Below are 16,001 nucleotides of genomic sequence, written 5' to 3'. Positions count from 1 at the left end.
TAAATCGGGGGCTAGATTTAGATTTAGTCACCGATTTTATTTTACCCCACAGTTATTTATGAGATTTTTTTAATTTAAATAATAGAATGAAGGGACTAATTGATATGCGTAAATACTTATTAAAACGTGTTTTGTATATGCTATTAACATTGTTCCTGGTTGCGACAATCACATTCTTCTTAATGAAATTGATGCCCGGAACACCATATACGAACCAAGCTAAAATGACAGCTTCACAAATTGAAATAATGAACAAACAATATGGTTTGGATAAACCTATTTGGGAACAATATTTGATTTACATCTTTGGTATGTTCCATGGTGATTTTGGAACTTCTTTCCAATATAGTAACCAACCAGTAGCATACTTAATTTCTAGTCGTTTAGGTGCTTCAATGCAACTAGGTTTACAAGCAATGATCTTCGGAGTTTTCTTCGGTGTAATTCTAGGTGCAGCTGCAGCTATCAAGCATAATACATGGGCTGATACAGGAGCAACAGTAATTGCGATTATTGGTAAATCTGTACCAAACTTCGTGTTAGCTATCTTGTTACAATACTATATTGCTTTGAAATTGGGCTGGTTCCCAATTGCAGGTTGGGGTCAATTCTCCAATACAATTTTACCAACAATTGCTTTAGGGGTAGGACCATTAGCTGAAACAGCTCGTTTTATCCGTACAAGTATGGTTGAAGTGTTGAACTCTGATTATATTGAATTGGCTAAAGCAAAAGGCTTAAGTAAATTTGAAGTGGTTTATCACCATGCATTAAGAAACAGTTTGATTCCATTAGTTACATTATTAGGACCTTATACAGTTGCTTTGATGACAGGTTCTATGGTTATCGAAAATGTCTTTAACATTCCAGGAATTGGAGAACAATTTGTTAAGTCAATCATGACTAATGATTACCCAACTATTATGGGGGTAACAATGGTCTTCTCAATCGGATTGGTAGTAGTTATTTTAATTACTGACATCATCTATGGATTGATTGATCCACGTATTAGACTTGAAGGAAATGGAGGGAATAAGTAATGGAAGAAAAATTAAAATTAAGTCCAGATAGTTTCGAACCTTTAGCAAAAGGCGAAGCTCAAGATAATGAAAAAATCGCTGCTCCCTCACTTACCTTTACTCAAGACGTATGGTTAAGATTGAAGAAGAACAAAGGTGCAGTTGTCTCTTTGATTGTTATCTTATTGATGGTGATTGTAGCATTTGGTTCAACACCATTCATTAATAAAAGTACATTAGTTAAGTCTCAGCCACAATATGCAAACTTACCAGCTAAGGTTCCAGGTCTAGATGCAATTAATGGTCTTAACGGTAAGATTAAGCAAGGCGGTGTCTGGGTAGATGCTTATGCTAAAAATGATGTTCCAAAAGATAAGTATTTCTATTTAGGAACTGATTATTTAGGACGTTCATTAGCTCAACGTATTATTTACGGTACAAAAGTTTCATTGATTGTAGCTTTAGTCGCAACATTCTTTGATTTAACAGTTGGGGTCGCCTATGGCATCATCTCAGGGTGGAAAGGGGGTAGAGTAGATAATGTTATGCAACGTATTATCGAAATTATTTCCTCTATCCCTAACCTTGTTATCGTTGTTTTGATGTTGGTAGTATTGAAGCCAGGTATGACTTCTATTATCTTAGCTATCGCAATTTCTTCATGGACAACCATGGCTCGTATGATTCGTGCCGAAACGCTGTCCTTGAAAACACAAGAATATGTATTAGCCGCAAGAACATTAGGTGAGTCACCTACAAAAATTGCATGGAAACACTTGGTACCAAACTTATCAAGTATCATCATTATTCAAACAATGTACACAATTCCATCAGCTATCTTCTTCGAAGCATTTTTGAGTTTTATCGGTATCGGTATTACAGCTCCAGAAACTTCTTTAGGGGTATTGTTGAATGAAGGTCAAAAGAACTTCCAATTCTTACCATATCAAATGTGGTATCCAGCAATTGTATTGTGTGTATTGATGATTGCATTTAACCTTTTAGGTGACGGTTTACGTGATGCATTCGATCCAAAGACAAGAAGGTAGGTTTTAAACAATGGCAGAAAGAATTTTAGATGTTAAAAATTTAAAAGTGGATTTCCACACCTATGCCGGCGAAGTTAAAGCCATCCGCGATGTGAGTTTCCACTTAGATAAAGGTGAAACCCTAGCAATTGTAGGGGAATCAGGTTCAGGTAAGTCTGTTACAACTAAAGCAATAATTGGTCTTTTAGCAAATAATGCTAAGGTTGTTGGTGGTGAAATTAACTTCAACGGACAAGACATTTTGAAAAAATCAGAAAAAGAAATGCAATCCGTTCGAGGAAAAGAGATTTCCATGATTTTCCAAGATCCAATGACTTCTTTAGACCCAACAATGAAAATTGGACAACAAATTGCTGAACCTCTAATGAAACATAAAGGCATGAATAAGAAGGATGCTTGGGCAAAAGCTCTTGATATGTTAAAGGCTGTTGGAATTACAAATGCTGAAAAACGTATCAATGACTATCCACACCAATTTTCAGGTGGTATGCGTCAACGTATCGTAATTGCGATTGCATTGGTATGTGATCCTGAAATTTTGATTGCTGATGAACCAACAACTGCGTTAGACGTTACTGTTCAAGCACAAATCTTGGATTTAATGAAAGAAATGCAAGCTAAAGTAAAAACATCTATTATCTTCATCACTCACGATTTAGGTGTTGTAGCTGGTATGGCTGATAGAGTAGCTGTTATGTATGCTGGAGAACTTTTAGAATATGGTACAGTTGATGAAGTATTTTATAACCCACAACATCCATATACTTGGGGACTTTTGAATTCCATGCCAACTTTAGCAAGTGATAAGTTAGAATCTATTCCAGGAACACCACCAGATTTACTTGATCCACCAAAAGGCGATCCTTTTGCTCCAAGAAATCCATATGCGATGAAGATTGATGCTGAACAAAAGCCACCATTCTTCAAGGTGTCGGATACACATTATGCTGCTACATGGTTGTTACATCCAGACGCTCCTAAAGTAACACCACCTGAAGAAATTGTTAGACGTCAGGAAAAGTATGCAGAATTAATGGCTAAAAAGAAAGATTAACAGAAAGGATGAGAATTAATGCCAGAAAGAAAAAAATTGTTACAAGTTAAGCATTTAAAACAATACTTTACTTCCGGTAAGTCCACTGTTAAGGCTGTTGATGATGTTACTTTTGACATTTACGAAGGTGAAACATTTGGACTTGTAGGAGAATCAGGTTCAGGTAAAACAACAACAGGACGTAGTATTATTCGTTTATACGATCCAACTGATGGGGAAATTATTTTCGATGGAAAAGATGTCAGCAAGTTAAAATCACGTGCTGATAAGCGTGAATTCAATCGTAAAATGCAAATGATCTTCCAAGATCCATATGCTTCCCTAAATCCAAGAATGACAGTTGAAGATATTATCGCTGAAGGTATTGATATTCATGGTTTGGCCAAGAGTAAGAAAGAACGTTCAGAAATGGTTGAAAATCTACTTGAAACAGTTGGTTTGAATCGTGATCATGCTAGTCGTTATCCACATGAATTCTCTGGTGGTCAACGTCAACGTATAGGGATTGCTCGTGCATTAGCCGTACAACCTAAGTTTATCATTGCTGACGAACCTATTTCAGCTTTGGACGTTTCTATTCAAGCTCAGGTAGTTAACTTATTGAAAGATCTTCAAGAAGAAAAGGGATTAACTTATCTCTTTATCGCCCATGACTTATCAATGGTTAAGTTTATCTCCGATAGAATTGGAGTTATGCATTATGGAAGACTATTAGAAGTAGGACCAGCTGATGATGTCTATGATAAGCCTCTACATGACTATACTAAGAGTTTGATTTCTGCAGTTCCAATTCCAGATCCTGAAATTGAACGTCAACGTCATAGAATTGACTATGATCCTTCTATTGAAGGTGATGATGGTGATAAGGTTCGTTCTTTACATGAAATTACACCAGGTCATTTTGTAAGATGTACGGATGATGAAGTGGAAATGTATAAGAAAAAAGCTGCTGAATACGAAAAATAAGTAATTAGAAAATAAAATTAATATCGCACCATTTCCTAGTTATTAAACTTTGAAATGGTGCGATTTTTGTTTATTATGATAAATTATTTCTGTTGTTGATCTTCTTCTTTAATATGAGCGTGTACAAAGTAACGATAAATCGCCATACCGACGATCAATAATAAAATACCGACGACATTTAAGATTAAGTTCTTATAGTCATCATGGATAATCAGTAAGTTTCGTAATAAAGCTGTTAGTCCAAGTCCCATCAATAAAGTAATAGATACATGACCATTATTTTTAAGAGAACTAATTACAATCATGAAAAATTCAAACAGTAAAAAGAAAACTATAATCTTATCTATCATAAGGTAAATGTCACTAGTTGTAGGTTCAAGTGCAATTTGGAAAAGTCGAATAATCTCTTTTGCGATTTGAATTAGTAAAACTATTCCCAATAAAATTATAACCACGAAGCTAAGTACACTGAAAAGTTGGGCAAACTTATCTGCGTATTTTTGAATTAACTTTGAGAATCTCAAAATAGTGGCCCCCAATCTAATAATGCTAAACTGCATACTTTTTATACACATAGTGTACTAAATAACAAGCTAAAACAAAAGGAATTGTGCAGTATAAAGCGACACGTTGATTAGGATCGAACCAAATTAATACACAAGATAAAATGCTGGTAATTAAAGCGAACAGTGGAATAACAGGATACCAAGGTGTCTTATATTTTAACTCAGATAAAGAATGTCCGGATTTTAAAAATTGTTTTCGGAAATTAAGCTCTGCTAAGGCAATAGCTGCCCAAACGATTACAACGGCTAATCCAGAAACAGAAACCAAGACTAGGTAGATAGTATCTGCTGCAAAAATACTTGAAAGCAGTGCTAACAATCCACCAAGCATACTCAAACATAGTGCGATGACAGGGATACCGTTTTTATTAGTTTTTGAGATATTCTTAGGGATTGTTCCTTCATTTCCTAATGACCAGAGCATACGAGTTGATGCATATAATCCAGAATTAGCTGCAGAAATAATGGCAGTTAGAACGACAAAATTCATAATATCAGCAGCATAAGGAATACCCATCATTTTTAAAACATAAACAAATGGACTTTGCGTAACTCCAGCTTTTTGGTAAGGGATAAGAGCGGCCATAACAACAATACTTCCAATGAAAAATATAACCAATCTCCAAAGAGTTGTGTGAATAGCCTTAGGAATAGTTTTATCAGGTTCCTTTGCTTCGCCAGCTGTAATGGCAATTAGTTCAGTACCAGAAAAAGCAAAATTGACAGTTAACATAGTTGTAAAAACGCCACTAAATCCATTAGGAAAAATACCGTTTTTATATAGATTGCTGATGCCAGGAGCGTGGGTGAAACCATTTAAAGGAATAATTCCAACCATTGCTAGGACACCGAGTAAGATAAAGGCTACAATTGCAAAAACCTTAATTGCAGAGAACCAAAATTCACTTTCAGCGAAAACTTTAACTGAATAGGCATTGGAAAGAAATATTAATATAATAAAAATAGCACTCCAAATCCAAACGGGAGTATGAGGAAACCATTCTTGCATGATGAGTCCAGCAGCTGTAAATTCTGAGCCCAGAGCAATCGTCCAGGTTAACCAATATAAAATCGCGACAGTAAAGCCAGTACCTTCGCCGATATACTTTTTAGCATAAACATGGAAAGCACCAGTATAAGGCATTGCTACTGATAGTTCACCAAGACATAACATCACTGAGTAAACAATTAAGGCTCCAATTAAATAGGCAATGATAGTACCAATTGGCCCAGCTTGATGGATTGTGTAACCTGAACTTAAAAATAGTCCAGTTCCAATAACACCACCTAAGGAAATCATCCGGATGTGACGAGTTTCCATTTTACGAGCAAGATGTGTTTTCTTAGACATATTTAATCCTCATTTCTTTAAATTACAGTAATTAAAATGGTTATTATAACTACAAATTAACTTTAGATTAGATTATAATTAGTATATTAACATGAAAAAGTAGGTGAGTAAACGTGGACTTTACAGAGTTTTTAACTAACAATCCAGTTGTTTTAGATGGAGCGATGTCAACTCCTCTTGAAAGATTGGGTGCAGATACAAATAATGATTTATGGACAGCTAAAGCATTGATTGATAATGAAGAATTGGTATATGAAGTTCATAAAATGTATTTCGAAGCTGGAGCGGACTTAATAATTACGGATACTTATCAAGCTAATGTTCAAGCATTTGAAAAAGTTGGATACAGTGAAAAAGAAGCTAGAAATTTAATTAAAAAAGCAGTAAAAATCGCACAAAAGGCACGCGATGATTATGAAAATAGAACAGGAAAGCATAATTATATTGCTGGAACAATTGGTCCATATGGTGCTTACCTAGCTAACGGAAGCGAGTATAGAGGAGATTATGAGTTATCTGTTGAAGAATATCAACAATTCCATTTACCAAGGATTGAAGAATTGGTAAATGCAGGGGTCGATATCTTGGCTATTGAAACTCAACCTAAGTTAGATGAAGTGCTAGCAATTCTAGAATTGTTAAAGAAAAAATATCCGCAACAAAAAGTGTATGTTTCTTATACTTTGAGCGATGATGATACAATCAGCGATGGAACACCATTGCCTAGAGCTATCCATGCACTTGAGGATTATTCGCAAGTAATAGCAGTAGGAATAAATTGTGTAAAGCTAGAGTTAGTAGAACCGGCTTTGAAAAATATGAAAGAAATCACAGATAAGCACTTAATAGTATATCCTAATTCAAGTGCGGTTTATGATCCTAAGAGTAAGACTTGGTCTCAACCTAAAACTAGTGCAACCTTTGAAGAATTGATTCCTAATTGGTATGAAGCAGGAGCTAGAATTATTGGTGGTTGTTGTACAACAGGACCAAAGGAAATCAAAGCAGTGGCGGATTTTATTAAGCGTAATAGATAATATTATAAAGGTCATCTATCATGGGATAGGTGGCTTTTTTGTCGTTTAAGAATGAATTTTAACCGTTTAATAAAGATAGTGAACCGTTCATACAAAGAGACGTAAAATGTACTTTAACTATGCTATATTAAAAGTGGAAAGGGGGAATCAAAGATGAAAGTTAACATTAATATTGATGAAAATTTAGTAGAAGATAGAGCAGAATTTTATCTACAAGAAATGACTGATAAAATTACAAGAATTGCCAAAGAGTTAACTAACGATAATAGCGGATTATGGTGCTATAAAAATAGAGATATTATTCCCGTGAAATATGAAGAAATTATTCTAATTCAAAGTGAAAATAATATACTTATGGTCTATACAGATGAAGATAGCTATGAATACCATGGCAGATTGTATCAGGTAAAAGATGAGTTACCAAATATGTTTATAGAAGCTTCTAGAAGTGCAATTTTTAATTATCAAAAGATTGATCATTTGGAAATTCTAGGAAGTGGCATGATTGACGTAATCTTAGAAAATCAAATGAGAGTAGGGATTTCAAGAAGGAAAATTAAGATTTTGAAAGGGAGGTTAGGGCTATGACCATTAAAAAAATTGCTAGACTTGGAATCAATGGTATCACTTATGGTGTAACAGTAGGGATGATTCTCTCATTAATCTTCTCTTATTTAGCTGGTAGCAGTAGTTACTACCCTTCCACCCCAGCTTTTGTGGCAGAGTTTAATAATAATCTAACAGCAACACTTATTTCAGTATTGTTATGGATGGTAGTTGGATTATTTTCAGCATATTCAAGCATAATTTTTGAATTGGAAAATATATCCTTGCTAATTAAAACTGTGATTCATTTTTGCTTAGTATATGCGATTGTGTTGGCAGTAGGAATATATTTGAAGTGGTTCACGACTAATGGATTTATCTTAGTTACTATCTCGTTTGTAGTTGTTTATACTGCTATCTGGGTAATTACATGGTTAACGATAAAGAATGACATTAAAAGGATAAATAAACAAATAACAAAATTAAAAGAAAAATAAAAATTTATGTAGTAGTAAACCTTATTAAAAAGTGTTAGAATTAATTTGTAATAATTCTAAACTAACTTTGGAAGGGGAAATTATTATGGCAATGAATCCTAGCAAAGCACAAGATGTGTGGAAAGATATTGGAAAGAGCGTACAATTTACAGTTCTTGAATTAAAGCGTGAAAATCAAGCTCATGAACAAGAAGTAATTCAAGAATTTGCAGATCGTTATCAGGCAATTATTCGTTCCTTGAGAATTAGAAATGGTGATGGTTACTTAAAAGCATCTTTCGGTATTAGTAATGATGCTTGGGATTATCTATTCCCTAATGCTCCAAAGCCTAAGGAACTAGAAACATATGAAACAATTAGTGGTCCAGAATACTCAATGCCTGCAAGTAAAGGCGACTTATTCTTCCATATTCGTGCTGATAGCGAAGCATATGTATACGAAGCAATGAGTCAATTCCGCAGATTCCTTGAAGACATTACAACAGTTGTTGATGAAACTAAAGGCTTCCGTTATTTTGAAGGTCGCGCTATTATCGGTTTTATCGATGGAACAGAAGCTCCACAAGTAGAAGATGCTGCTGATTATGCAATCATCGGTGATGAAGATCCTTTCTTTGAAAATGGTTCATATGCATTTGCTCAAAAGTGGAAACATAACATGGACTTCTGGAATCATATGAAGACTGAGGAACAAGAAAAAGCTGTTGGTCGTGAGAAATTTACTGACCTAGAACTTGAAGATGAAGATAAGTTTAAGAATGCTCATAACGTAGCATCTAAGGCTGAAATTGATGGTGAGGAACAAAAGATTGTACGTATGAACGTTCCATATTCTGATCCAGCACAAAATAATACTGGTACTTACTTTATTGGATATGCACGTCATTGGAAAGTAACCAAAATGATGTTACAAAATATGGTAGATAAATCAGACTTCTTGTTGACATTCTCAGATATTTTATCAGGTCAATTATTCTTCATTCCTTCACGTGATATGTTGGATAAGATAGCCGATGGTGAATTGAATAAATAATATAGCCAAAAATAATAACTTAGCTCAAAAGATTACTATAGTCTTTTGGGTTTTTTACATTCTATAAAGATACAAAATTAAATAAATGTCCGATAAATGATTAAAAGTATTGCTTTGATGATATAAGCATATTATTATCAGAATAGATAGTTTATTATTTTATTGAGTGTTTGAGAAAAGGGGGAGTTCGATGCACCAAAATGATTTAAGGGTGAGAAAGACTCGCGCAAAGATAAAAAGGGCATTGATCGAAACTATTAACGAAAAAGGTTTTGGAAATCTAACAGTATCTGATATTACTGAAAGAGCTGGAATTAACCGAGGAACTTTCTATATTCATTACAAGGGTAAACAAGATTTGTTGGAACAATTAGAGGAAGCTATATATTCTGACATTATACAGTTATTCCATGATAATGGAACAATTTCCTCAGCGACTAGTTATGAAGATTTGAACAGACAATTTTTTCAAAAGTTTTCGGCCTACATTTATGGAGAGCGAGACTTTATCTTAGCGATGGTGTTAGGAAATGGTGACCCAATGTTTTACCATAAAATTAAGCAAATCTTGACTCGAGAATTGCTTAAAAGGATGGAGTATTTAGGTATCAAGATGAGTGACGAGATACCACACGAATATATCGAAGAATATGCAATCGGTAGCATGTTAAATTTATCAATTTATTGGTTGGAAAAGGACAATCCTGAACCACCAAATGAATTTGCAAAAATAATGATGCGTACACGAACGAAAGCACCATTAGCATTTGCGGTTAAGGAATAATTGCTAGAGGTGAGGAATAATGTATTCAGAAAATAAACGTAATTTTGATGTGTTTAGTTTGGTCATAGGTATTTTGCTAATATTTTTAGGAGGATATTCCTTATATCGTCCAGATACGACACTGGCTTTTATCTCAATCATGATTGGGATGATAGCCATTATCAAAGGAATTTATGAATTATGGTTCAGACGTGGAATATCATTTTGGCTAGGAGAAAAATCTGGTTGGCTCTTAGTTATGGGTATTTTAGATATTATTTTAGGCCTTATATTCATTTTTAAGATCGCAGTTGGTGCAAGCTTTATAGCGGTAATTTTTGCTGTTTGGTTTATTTTTGATGCAATAACTCAACTTGCAACAGCCAATTTCTTTAAGAGATTAGATAAAGGGTATTATTGGGTAATTGTCATTTTAAGCATTTTGTCCTTAATTATGGGGATAATGCTATTATTTAACCCAATGTTATCATCTCTAACAATTGTATGGATTATTTCTATATATTTGATTACAATTGGAATTTTAAAAATTATTCAAGCATTCTAAAAGAAGAATAGCAGCCTTTGATTTAAAATAATCGAGAGCTGCTATTTTTGTGGTTTAAGCTAGACTATCTAAAAATTGTAGTACACTTTCATAGTCTGGTTCATCTGTTTGTTCAATAACTAATTCACGATATAGAACCTTACCGTCATTATCTAATACCCAAACGCTGCGAGCATCAGTATCGTTATCAGCAACATAAAGACCAGCATTCTTGCCAAAATCGAAAGCTTTGTCAGAAAGAAGTTGCATATTCTTAACGCCTTCAGCTGCACACCAATTTGCTTGTTCTTCAATTGTGTTTGTAGAAACTGTATAGAAAGCGATGTTGGAATATTTGTCTACATCTTGATTAAATTTTTTAGTAGAAATACTACATACTCTAGTGTTGATGTCAGGAACAACACTGATAAATGTCACTTTCTTTAATAAATCAGAACTACTTACATTTTCACCTTTGGCATTTTGAACTGTAAATTCTGGGAAAACTCCATTAACATCTACAGGAGTTCCGTTAGTTGATAGAGGTTCGTCATGACGAGTAATTTTCATAATTAATCGATCCTTTCGTTATGTACTATCCTAATTATAGAACGAGTGAGCTTAATAGTGGTAAATATATGCTTGTAAAAATATTTCGTAAAACCTAACGTTCGCATAATTATTATACACGAACATTAGTATGTTAAGCATTATCATTATTTTTATATTAGAAATGCTAATTTTATGTTGATTAATCACAAAATACCATATATATTTTAAAGTGTAATATATGAACTATTGAAGCAGTTGTTTATTTTATTGTTCGTTTTTAAAAACAGGAGGTACAAAAGTGAGAAGTAATCGATATGTTGTTGCCTTAGCGGGTGTTATCTTTCATTTAATGATTGGTTCAGTGTATGCTTGGAGTGTTTATGCAAAGCCTATTGCAAGTCAAACTTCTTGGTCAGAATCAGCTATTTCATTTGCTTTTAGTTTGGCTATTTTCTTCTTGGGAATGTCTGCAGCTTTTATGGGTCGCTTAGTTGAAAAATTCGGCCCTACAGTGACAGGAACTATTTCAGCTCTCTTATTTGGAACAGGTATTATTTTGACAGGTGTTTCAATTCATTTGAATCAATTATGGATGCTTTACTTGTCATATGGGGTAATCGGAGGATTAGGATTAGGTTCTGGTTATGTAACTCCTGTTTCTACAATTATCAAATGGTTCCCAGATAAGCGAGGCTTGGCAACAGGTTTGGCTATCATGGGATTCGGATTTGCTGCTTTACTTACAAGTCCAATTGCACAAAGATTAATGAGTGTAGTAGGGTTAGAGACAACATTTTACATTTTAGGTGCATTTTACATGATTGTTATGCTTATTGCAGCACAATTTATTAAGCGTCCTAAAGAAGGCGATGTTCCAGAAGTAGCAGTTGCTAAAGGTAATAAAGTTAGTTTAGGTGCTCAACTTACAGCTAACCAAGCTTTAAAAACTAAAGCATTCTACTCTTTATGGTTCATGTTGTTCATCAACATTACTTGTGGAATTGGTTTAGTATCTGCAGCTTCACCTATGGCCCAAGAAATGACTGCTATGAATGCAGGTGCAGCAGCTGTTATGGTAGGTATTATCGGATTATTTAACGGTTTTGGTCGTCTTATCTGGGCAACATTATCTGACTATATCGGTAGACCTTTAACATTTAGTTTGATCTTCATTGTAGATATTATCATGTTAGCAACATTACTAATTTTCCACGTACCAATGGTATTTGTTGTAGCATTATGCTTGTTAATGTCATGCTATGGTGCTGGTTTCTCAGTAATCCCTGCATATCTAGGTGATGTATTTGGTACAAAAGAATTAGGTGCTATCCACGGTTACATCTTAACTGCATGGGCAATGGCAGGTATGGTTGGTCCAGTTTTACTATCTTACACTCACCAAATGTTACATAGTTATGCAACAACAATTATAACTTTCATTATTGTTGATATGGTAGCATTGTTTGTCTCCTTCTGGGTACAACGTGACATTTTGAGAATTAAGAAACAAGTATTTGAAAAATAAACTAGTATTGAATTGAAAATAAGGGTTCAAGGCCGGTAAGCGGCTTTGAACCTTTTTTGTTTGAAAATATATTGTTCAAAGCATAATAATTGTTGTGTAACCGCTTGTATGTTATAATTTTTCTAAATTAAAAAAGAGAGGTATGGGCGATGGCAATACTTAGCTTACAGAATGTAGGATATAAAGTTGATACTAATGAGATATTGAAAAATATAAATCTAGACATCAACGAAAATGAATTTATAACAATCACCGGTCCTTCGGGTGGAGGGAAAAGTACTTTATTAAAGATAATAGCTACTTTACTAACTGCGACAACTGGAGAAATCTTCTTTGATGGGAAAAATCAAGATGAGTATGCGATAACTGAATATAGACAACAAGTGTCATATTGCTTTCAACAACCTAGTTTATTTGGAGAGACAGTATTTGATAATTTGAGTTTTCCTTATGAGATTCGTCAAAAAGAATTTGATGAAAAATCTGCAATTGAAGCTTTGAAATCTGTAAATTTACCAGAAACTTATTTACATAAGGATATTAATAGTTTATCCGGTGGTGAGCGTCAACGAGTAGCTTTGTTGAGAAATACGATGTTCTTACCAAAAGTTTTGTTGTTAGATGAAGTAACGGTAGGGTTGGATGCTCGTTCAATTGAAATTGTGCATGAATTTATTGATAAGATTTGGAAACAAGGAGTAACAATTCTACAAATTACACATCATGAAGGAGAAATTAAGCAAGCTAATAAAATAATTTGGGTAGAGGAAGGGATGATTAAAGATGTCACAACTAAGCGTTAATAATTTATCTTTAGCATTGGCTTTTGCATTAGTATTAGTAGCCGTTTATATTAGTAACCGTGAAAAATTAGGTTTAACAAAGGATATTTTTTATAGTATTTCCCGGGCAATAGTCCAACTTGTAATCGTAGGATATATTCTTAAATATATCTTCAATGTAAATAATGTTATCTTAACAGCAGCAATGAGTTTCTTTATTGTGTTAAATGCTGCCTACAATGCTCATAAGCGAAATCCTAATGACCACAAGAGTTACTTTAATTCATTATTAGCTATTTTTGTTAGTACATATGTAACTATGGGAGTATTAGTAGCTTCCGGTTCAATTAGATTTATTCCATCTCAAATTGTCCCTATCAGTGGGATGATTGCAAGTAACTCTATGGTTGCGATTGGTCTTTGCTACAGAAATTTAAATACACTTTTTAAAAACCAAAGACAACAGGTTTTAGAAAAATTGGCCTTAGGAGCATCTATGAAGCAGGCTTCATTACCTTTATTACATGCAAGTATTAAGACAGCGATGCAACCAACGATAGATTCTGCAAAAACAGTTGGTTTGGTAAGTTTACCAGGAATGATGTCAGGTTTGATTTTTGCTGGAGTAGATCCAGTAAGAGCAATTAAGTATCAGATTATGGTTACGTTCATGCTTTTATCGGCTACGAGTTTAGGATCAATTATTGCAGGATATCGAACATATAAAGATTACTATAACGAAAAATTACAATTGAGAATTAAATAGTAAGGAAGACTGATTATTTAATAAATAGAATTGAAAATAATAAAAAAATCACTAGAGAGCAAGTTTTAAATGACGAGCTCTTTAGTGATTTTTTGGTTTTGACATTGTTTTTCGTTTAGTCATAGTTTACAAGTTCTACATCTTCACCGCGTTTTTTCAGCATATCTACATGCATTTCGCCCCAAGTACAAAGATCACTAAGCACGGTACTTAATGATTGACCATAATCACTTAAAGAATATTCAACTTTAGGTGGAACTTGATTATATACTTTGCGGTTGATAATATCGGCTGCTTCTAATTCGCGTAATTGTTGAGTCAACATCTTTTGGCTGATATTAGGAATTAATCTTTTTAGTTCACTTGTACGTAATGATTGGTGGCGAAAATTACATAAAATAATTGGTTTCCACTTTCCACCAATGACATCCATAGTAGCTTCTACACCAATGTTATAAATTTTTTTGGTCAAAATTATCGCTCCAATCTCAATGTTTATACAAAAGTTACTAAAAGGTATCTATATAACAAAAAAGTACGTACTATGCAAAGTACAGGGTATATTATATTATAATCTCAAGAATTTACAAGGAGGAACAATTATGATTAAGTCGCTATCAGATAGAGTTGAATTAAATAATGGTACTAAAATTCCAGGTCTAGGATTAGGAGTTTTTCAAATTCCCGAAGATCAAACTGCAGAAGTTGTAAAAAATGGAATTATTAATGGGTATCGTCTGATTGATACAGCTGCTATTTACGGGAATGAAAAAGGTACAGGTATTGGGATTAAAGAAGGACTTAAAGCAACAGGTTTAAAGCGCGAAGACTTGTTTATTACCTCTAAAGTCTGGAACAATCATTTGACTTATGATGAAACTATTGCTGCGTTTAATGAAAGTTTGGCTAAACTAGATTTAGATTATCTAGATTTATATTTAATCCATTGGCCAGGACAAGACGCTTTTGAAGAATCATGGAAGGCATTGGAAACTTTATATGCTGAAGGAAAAATTAAAGCAATTGGCGTAAGTAACTTTGAAATTCATCACTTAGAGAAATTGAAAACTTTTGCTAAAGTTGTACCAGTTATCAATCAAATAGAATTACATCCCAAGTTGGCACAAAAGGAATTACGCGAATATGCAGCTAACATGGATATGAAAATTCAAGCTTGGTCACCATTAATGCAAGGACAATTATTAAAGAATGAAGTTATTTTAGATATAGCTAAAAAGCATAATAAATCAGCCGCACAAGTGATTTTACGTTGGGATATCCAACAAGATATTTTATTAAATGTTAAATCAGTACACACTGATCGCATGATAAGCAATGCTAGTGTATTTGACTTTGAATTAGACGATGAAGATATGGATAGAATTAATATGCTCAATGAAGATTTGCGTGTGGGTCCTAATCCAGATGAATTTGATTTTTAAGAGTAATTAGTAAATGGAGGAATTTAAAATGAATAATGGATTTTCGTTAGTAAATCACGTAGGAATTACAGTAAGTAACTTAGAAAAGTCAATTGAATTTTACGAAACATTAACAGGTAAAAAGATTTCTAATAAAGATGAAATAGGTGGCAAGCGTATGGCTCAAACACAAGGATTAGATGATACTTTGATAAGATATGGCAACTTACACCTAGATAATATTAATATGGATATTTTAGTGACAGATGGGGCGTAACCTCCCTTACTTTAGTGAGGGGATATAAGCCCTAGTGAGGCTGGGAAAAAACTATATTTTCAGATGAATTTTAGAAAATAGTTATATTAAAACCCGCTAGGAATCAACGTTTTTAGTAACGTGATTTCTAGCGGGTTTTAAGTCTTGAGACTTTTTTCCCAGCCTCTTATATCTTTATTTTATCCAATATGATATAATATAGACATGGATAAAAGGTGGTGAAATTAAATGAAAACAGTAATTACAGCTAAAG

At 33.7% G+C, this 16,001-nt stretch carries 18 protein-coding genes and 1 pseudogene; 15 read left to right on the top strand and 4 right to left on the bottom strand.

Annotated features, from left to right (window positions below):
* Positions 1 to 104 precede the first annotated feature (104 nt).
* From opp3b to FC55_RS05440, 4 genes are read left to right on the top strand one after another with little or no spacing between them, the layout of a single operon-like run.
* Positions 105 to 1,040, top strand: coding sequence for an oligopeptide ABC transporter permease (gene opp3b, locus FC55_RS05455; protein ID WP_003709355.1), 936 nt, complete (start codon positions 105 to 107; stop codon positions 1,038 to 1,040).
* Entirely contained in the window at positions 1,040 to 2,068 is a 1,029-nt protein-coding gene (locus FC55_RS05450; protein ID WP_003700958.1) for an ABC transporter permease, read from the top strand. Before opp3b ends, FC55_RS05450 begins: the two co-directional genes overlap by 1 nt.
* A gap of 10 nt (positions 2,069 to 2,078) precedes the next feature.
* Complete coding sequence (locus tag FC55_RS05445; RefSeq protein ID WP_003700959.1) at positions 2,079 to 3,122, top strand: ABC transporter ATP-binding protein; 1,044 nt, start codon at positions 2,079 to 2,081, stop codon at positions 3,120 to 3,122.
* 18 nt (positions 3,123 to 3,140) lie between these two features.
* Positions 3,141 to 4,088 carry an ABC transporter ATP-binding protein gene (locus FC55_RS05440; protein ID WP_003700961.1) on the top strand — a complete coding sequence of 316 codons (948 nt, stop codon included), beginning with the start codon at positions 3,141 to 3,143 and terminating at the stop codon, positions 4,086 to 4,088.
* An 83-nt stretch (positions 4,089 to 4,171) separates the two neighbouring features.
* On the opposite strand, the gene psiE is transcribed toward FC55_RS05440, so the two are convergent.
* Together psiE and FC55_RS05430 are read right to left on the bottom strand one after the other, a co-directional pair.
* On the bottom strand, positions 4,172 to 4,612 hold the full coding sequence (gene psiE, locus FC55_RS05435) for a phosphate-starvation-inducible protein PsiE (protein ID WP_035150108.1): 441 nt from the start codon (positions 4,610 to 4,612) through the stop codon (positions 4,172 to 4,174).
* Between the two features lie 25 nt (positions 4,613 to 4,637).
* Positions 4,638 to 6,005, bottom strand: coding sequence for an amino acid permease (locus tag FC55_RS05430; protein WP_003700964.1), 1,368 nt, complete (start codon positions 6,003 to 6,005; stop codon positions 4,638 to 4,640).
* A gap of 113 nt (positions 6,006 to 6,118) precedes the next feature.
* Here FC55_RS05430 and mmuM point away from each other — a divergent pair, with 113 nt between their 5' ends.
* The 6 genes from mmuM to FC55_RS05400 all read left to right on the top strand — a co-directional run bounded on the left by mmuM (position 6,119) and on the right by FC55_RS05400 (position 10,446).
* Positions 6,119 to 7,042, top strand: a complete 924-nt coding sequence (mmuM, locus tag FC55_RS05425; protein WP_003700965.1) for a homocysteine S-methyltransferase — start codon at positions 6,119 to 6,121, stop codon at positions 7,040 to 7,042.
* Positions 7,043 to 7,195: 153 nt separating this feature from the next.
* Positions 7,196 to 7,630 (top strand): LytTR family DNA-binding domain-containing protein, encoded by a 435-nt coding sequence (locus FC55_RS05420; RefSeq protein ID WP_003700966.1) that lies wholly within the window; start codon positions 7,196 to 7,198, stop codon positions 7,628 to 7,630.
* The gene (locus tag FC55_RS05415; RefSeq protein ID WP_003700967.1) at positions 7,627 to 8,085 is read left to right on the top strand and encodes a DUF3021 domain-containing protein; all 459 of its coding nucleotides are present in this window, start codon (positions 7,627 to 7,629) and stop codon (positions 8,083 to 8,085) included. Before FC55_RS05420 ends, FC55_RS05415 begins: the two co-directional genes overlap by 4 nt.
* 85 nt (positions 8,086 to 8,170) lie before the next feature.
* Positions 8,171 to 9,118 (top strand): Dyp-type peroxidase, encoded by a 948-nt coding sequence (locus FC55_RS05410; protein ID WP_003702688.1) that lies wholly within the window; start codon positions 8,171 to 8,173, stop codon positions 9,116 to 9,118.
* A gap of 190 nt (positions 9,119 to 9,308) precedes the next feature.
* Positions 9,309 to 9,902 (top strand): TetR/AcrR family transcriptional regulator, encoded by a 594-nt coding sequence (locus tag FC55_RS05405; protein WP_003700971.1) that lies wholly within the window; start codon positions 9,309 to 9,311, stop codon positions 9,900 to 9,902.
* Between the two features lie 19 nt (positions 9,903 to 9,921).
* The gene (locus tag FC55_RS05400; RefSeq protein ID WP_003700973.1) at positions 9,922 to 10,446 is read left to right on the top strand and encodes an HdeD family acid-resistance protein; all 525 of its coding nucleotides are present in this window, start codon (positions 9,922 to 9,924) and stop codon (positions 10,444 to 10,446) included.
* A 54-nt stretch (positions 10,447 to 10,500) separates the two neighbouring features.
* Here the strand turns inward: FC55_RS05400 and FC55_RS05395 are convergent, their stop codons facing one another.
* The gene (locus FC55_RS05395) at positions 10,501 to 10,995 is read right to left on the bottom strand and encodes a thiol peroxidase (RefSeq protein ID WP_003700974.1); all 495 of its coding nucleotides are present in this window, start codon (positions 10,993 to 10,995) and stop codon (positions 10,501 to 10,503) included.
* Between the two features lie 280 nt (positions 10,996 to 11,275).
* On the opposite strand from FC55_RS05395, the gene FC55_RS05390 reads away from it, so the two are divergent.
* The 3 genes from FC55_RS05390 to FC55_RS05380 all read left to right on the top strand — a co-directional run bounded on the left by FC55_RS05390 (position 11,276) and on the right by FC55_RS05380 (position 14,050).
* Positions 11,276 to 12,502 carry an L-lactate MFS transporter gene (locus FC55_RS05390; protein WP_003700975.1) on the top strand — a complete coding sequence of 409 codons (1,227 nt, stop codon included), beginning with the start codon at positions 11,276 to 11,278 and terminating at the stop codon, positions 12,500 to 12,502.
* Positions 12,503 to 12,651: 149 nt separating this feature from the next.
* Complete coding sequence (locus FC55_RS05385; protein WP_003700976.1) at positions 12,652 to 13,305, top strand: ABC transporter ATP-binding protein; 654 nt, start codon at positions 12,652 to 12,654, stop codon at positions 13,303 to 13,305.
* Positions 13,286 to 14,050 carry an ABC transporter permease gene (locus FC55_RS05380; protein WP_003700977.1) on the top strand — a complete coding sequence of 255 codons (765 nt, stop codon included), beginning with the start codon at positions 13,286 to 13,288 and terminating at the stop codon, positions 14,048 to 14,050. The genes FC55_RS05385 and FC55_RS05380 overlap by 20 nt, the downstream gene beginning before the upstream one ends.
* 115 nt (positions 14,051 to 14,165) lie before the next feature.
* Here the strand turns inward: FC55_RS05380 and FC55_RS05375 are convergent, their stop codons facing one another.
* Complete coding sequence (locus FC55_RS05375; protein WP_003700979.1) at positions 14,166 to 14,522, bottom strand: winged helix-turn-helix transcriptional regulator; 357 nt, start codon at positions 14,520 to 14,522, stop codon at positions 14,166 to 14,168.
* A 130-nt stretch (positions 14,523 to 14,652) separates the two neighbouring features.
* Here FC55_RS05375 and FC55_RS05370 point away from each other — a divergent pair, with 130 nt between their 5' ends.
* Together FC55_RS05370 and FC55_RS05365 are read left to right on the top strand one after the other, a co-directional pair.
* Positions 14,653 to 15,492 (top strand): aldo/keto reductase, encoded by an 840-nt coding sequence (locus FC55_RS05370; RefSeq protein ID WP_035150113.1) that lies wholly within the window; start codon positions 14,653 to 14,655, stop codon positions 15,490 to 15,492.
* 28 nt (positions 15,493 to 15,520) lie between these two features.
* Positions 15,521 to 15,730 (top strand): annotated as a pseudogene (locus FC55_RS05365) (VOC family protein); the annotation flags it as partial.
* Positions 15,731 to 16,001 lie beyond the last annotated feature (271 nt).

The sequence above is a fragment of the Ligilactobacillus salivarius DSM 20555 = ATCC 11741 genome (assembly GCF_001435955.1).
Taxonomy (GTDB): Bacteria; Bacillota; Bacilli; order Lactobacillales; family Lactobacillaceae; genus Ligilactobacillus; species Ligilactobacillus salivarius.
The sequence above is the reverse complement of the archived record's forward strand: the minus strand, read 5'-3'. Positions and strand labels throughout refer to the sequence as shown.

What these genes read in the sequence shown, in the direction of transcription:
- FC55_RS05385 (WP_003700976.1), top strand. Translation starts at nt 12,652, where the DNA reads ATGGCAATACTTAGCTTACAGAATGTAGGATATAAAGTTGATACTAAT.
- FC55_RS05450 (WP_003700958.1), top strand. Translation starts at nt 1,040, where the DNA reads ATGGAAGAAAAATTAAAATTAAGTCCAGATAGTTTCGAACCTTTAGCA.
- FC55_RS05445 (WP_003700959.1), top strand. Translation starts at nt 2,079, where the DNA reads ATGGCAGAAAGAATTTTAGATGTTAAAAATTTAAAAGTGGATTTCCAC.
- FC55_RS05395 (WP_003700974.1), bottom strand. Translation starts at nt 10,995, where the DNA reads ATGAAAATTACTCGTCATGACGAACCTCTATCAACTAACGGAACTCCT.
- opp3b (WP_003709355.1), top strand. Translation starts at nt 105, where the DNA reads ATGCGTAAATACTTATTAAAACGTGTTTTGTATATGCTATTAACATTG.
- FC55_RS05370 (WP_035150113.1), top strand. Translation starts at nt 14,653, where the DNA reads ATGATTAAGTCGCTATCAGATAGAGTTGAATTAAATAATGGTACTAAA.
- FC55_RS05410 (WP_003702688.1), top strand. Translation starts at nt 8,171, where the DNA reads ATGGCAATGAATCCTAGCAAAGCACAAGATGTGTGGAAAGATATTGGA.
- FC55_RS05415 (WP_003700967.1), top strand. Translation starts at nt 7,627, where the DNA reads ATGACCATTAAAAAAATTGCTAGACTTGGAATCAATGGTATCACTTAT.
- FC55_RS05430 (WP_003700964.1), bottom strand. Translation starts at nt 6,005, where the DNA reads ATGTCTAAGAAAACACATCTTGCTCGTAAAATGGAAACTCGTCACATC.
- FC55_RS05420 (WP_003700966.1), top strand. Translation starts at nt 7,196, where the DNA reads ATGAAAGTTAACATTAATATTGATGAAAATTTAGTAGAAGATAGAGCA.
- FC55_RS05400 (WP_003700973.1), top strand. Translation starts at nt 9,922, where the DNA reads ATGTATTCAGAAAATAAACGTAATTTTGATGTGTTTAGTTTGGTCATA.
- FC55_RS05440 (WP_003700961.1), top strand. Translation starts at nt 3,141, where the DNA reads ATGCCAGAAAGAAAAAAATTGTTACAAGTTAAGCATTTAAAACAATAC.
- FC55_RS05380 (WP_003700977.1), top strand. Translation starts at nt 13,286, where the DNA reads ATGTCACAACTAAGCGTTAATAATTTATCTTTAGCATTGGCTTTTGCA.
- FC55_RS05405 (WP_003700971.1), top strand. Translation starts at nt 9,309, where the DNA reads ATGCACCAAAATGATTTAAGGGTGAGAAAGACTCGCGCAAAGATAAAA.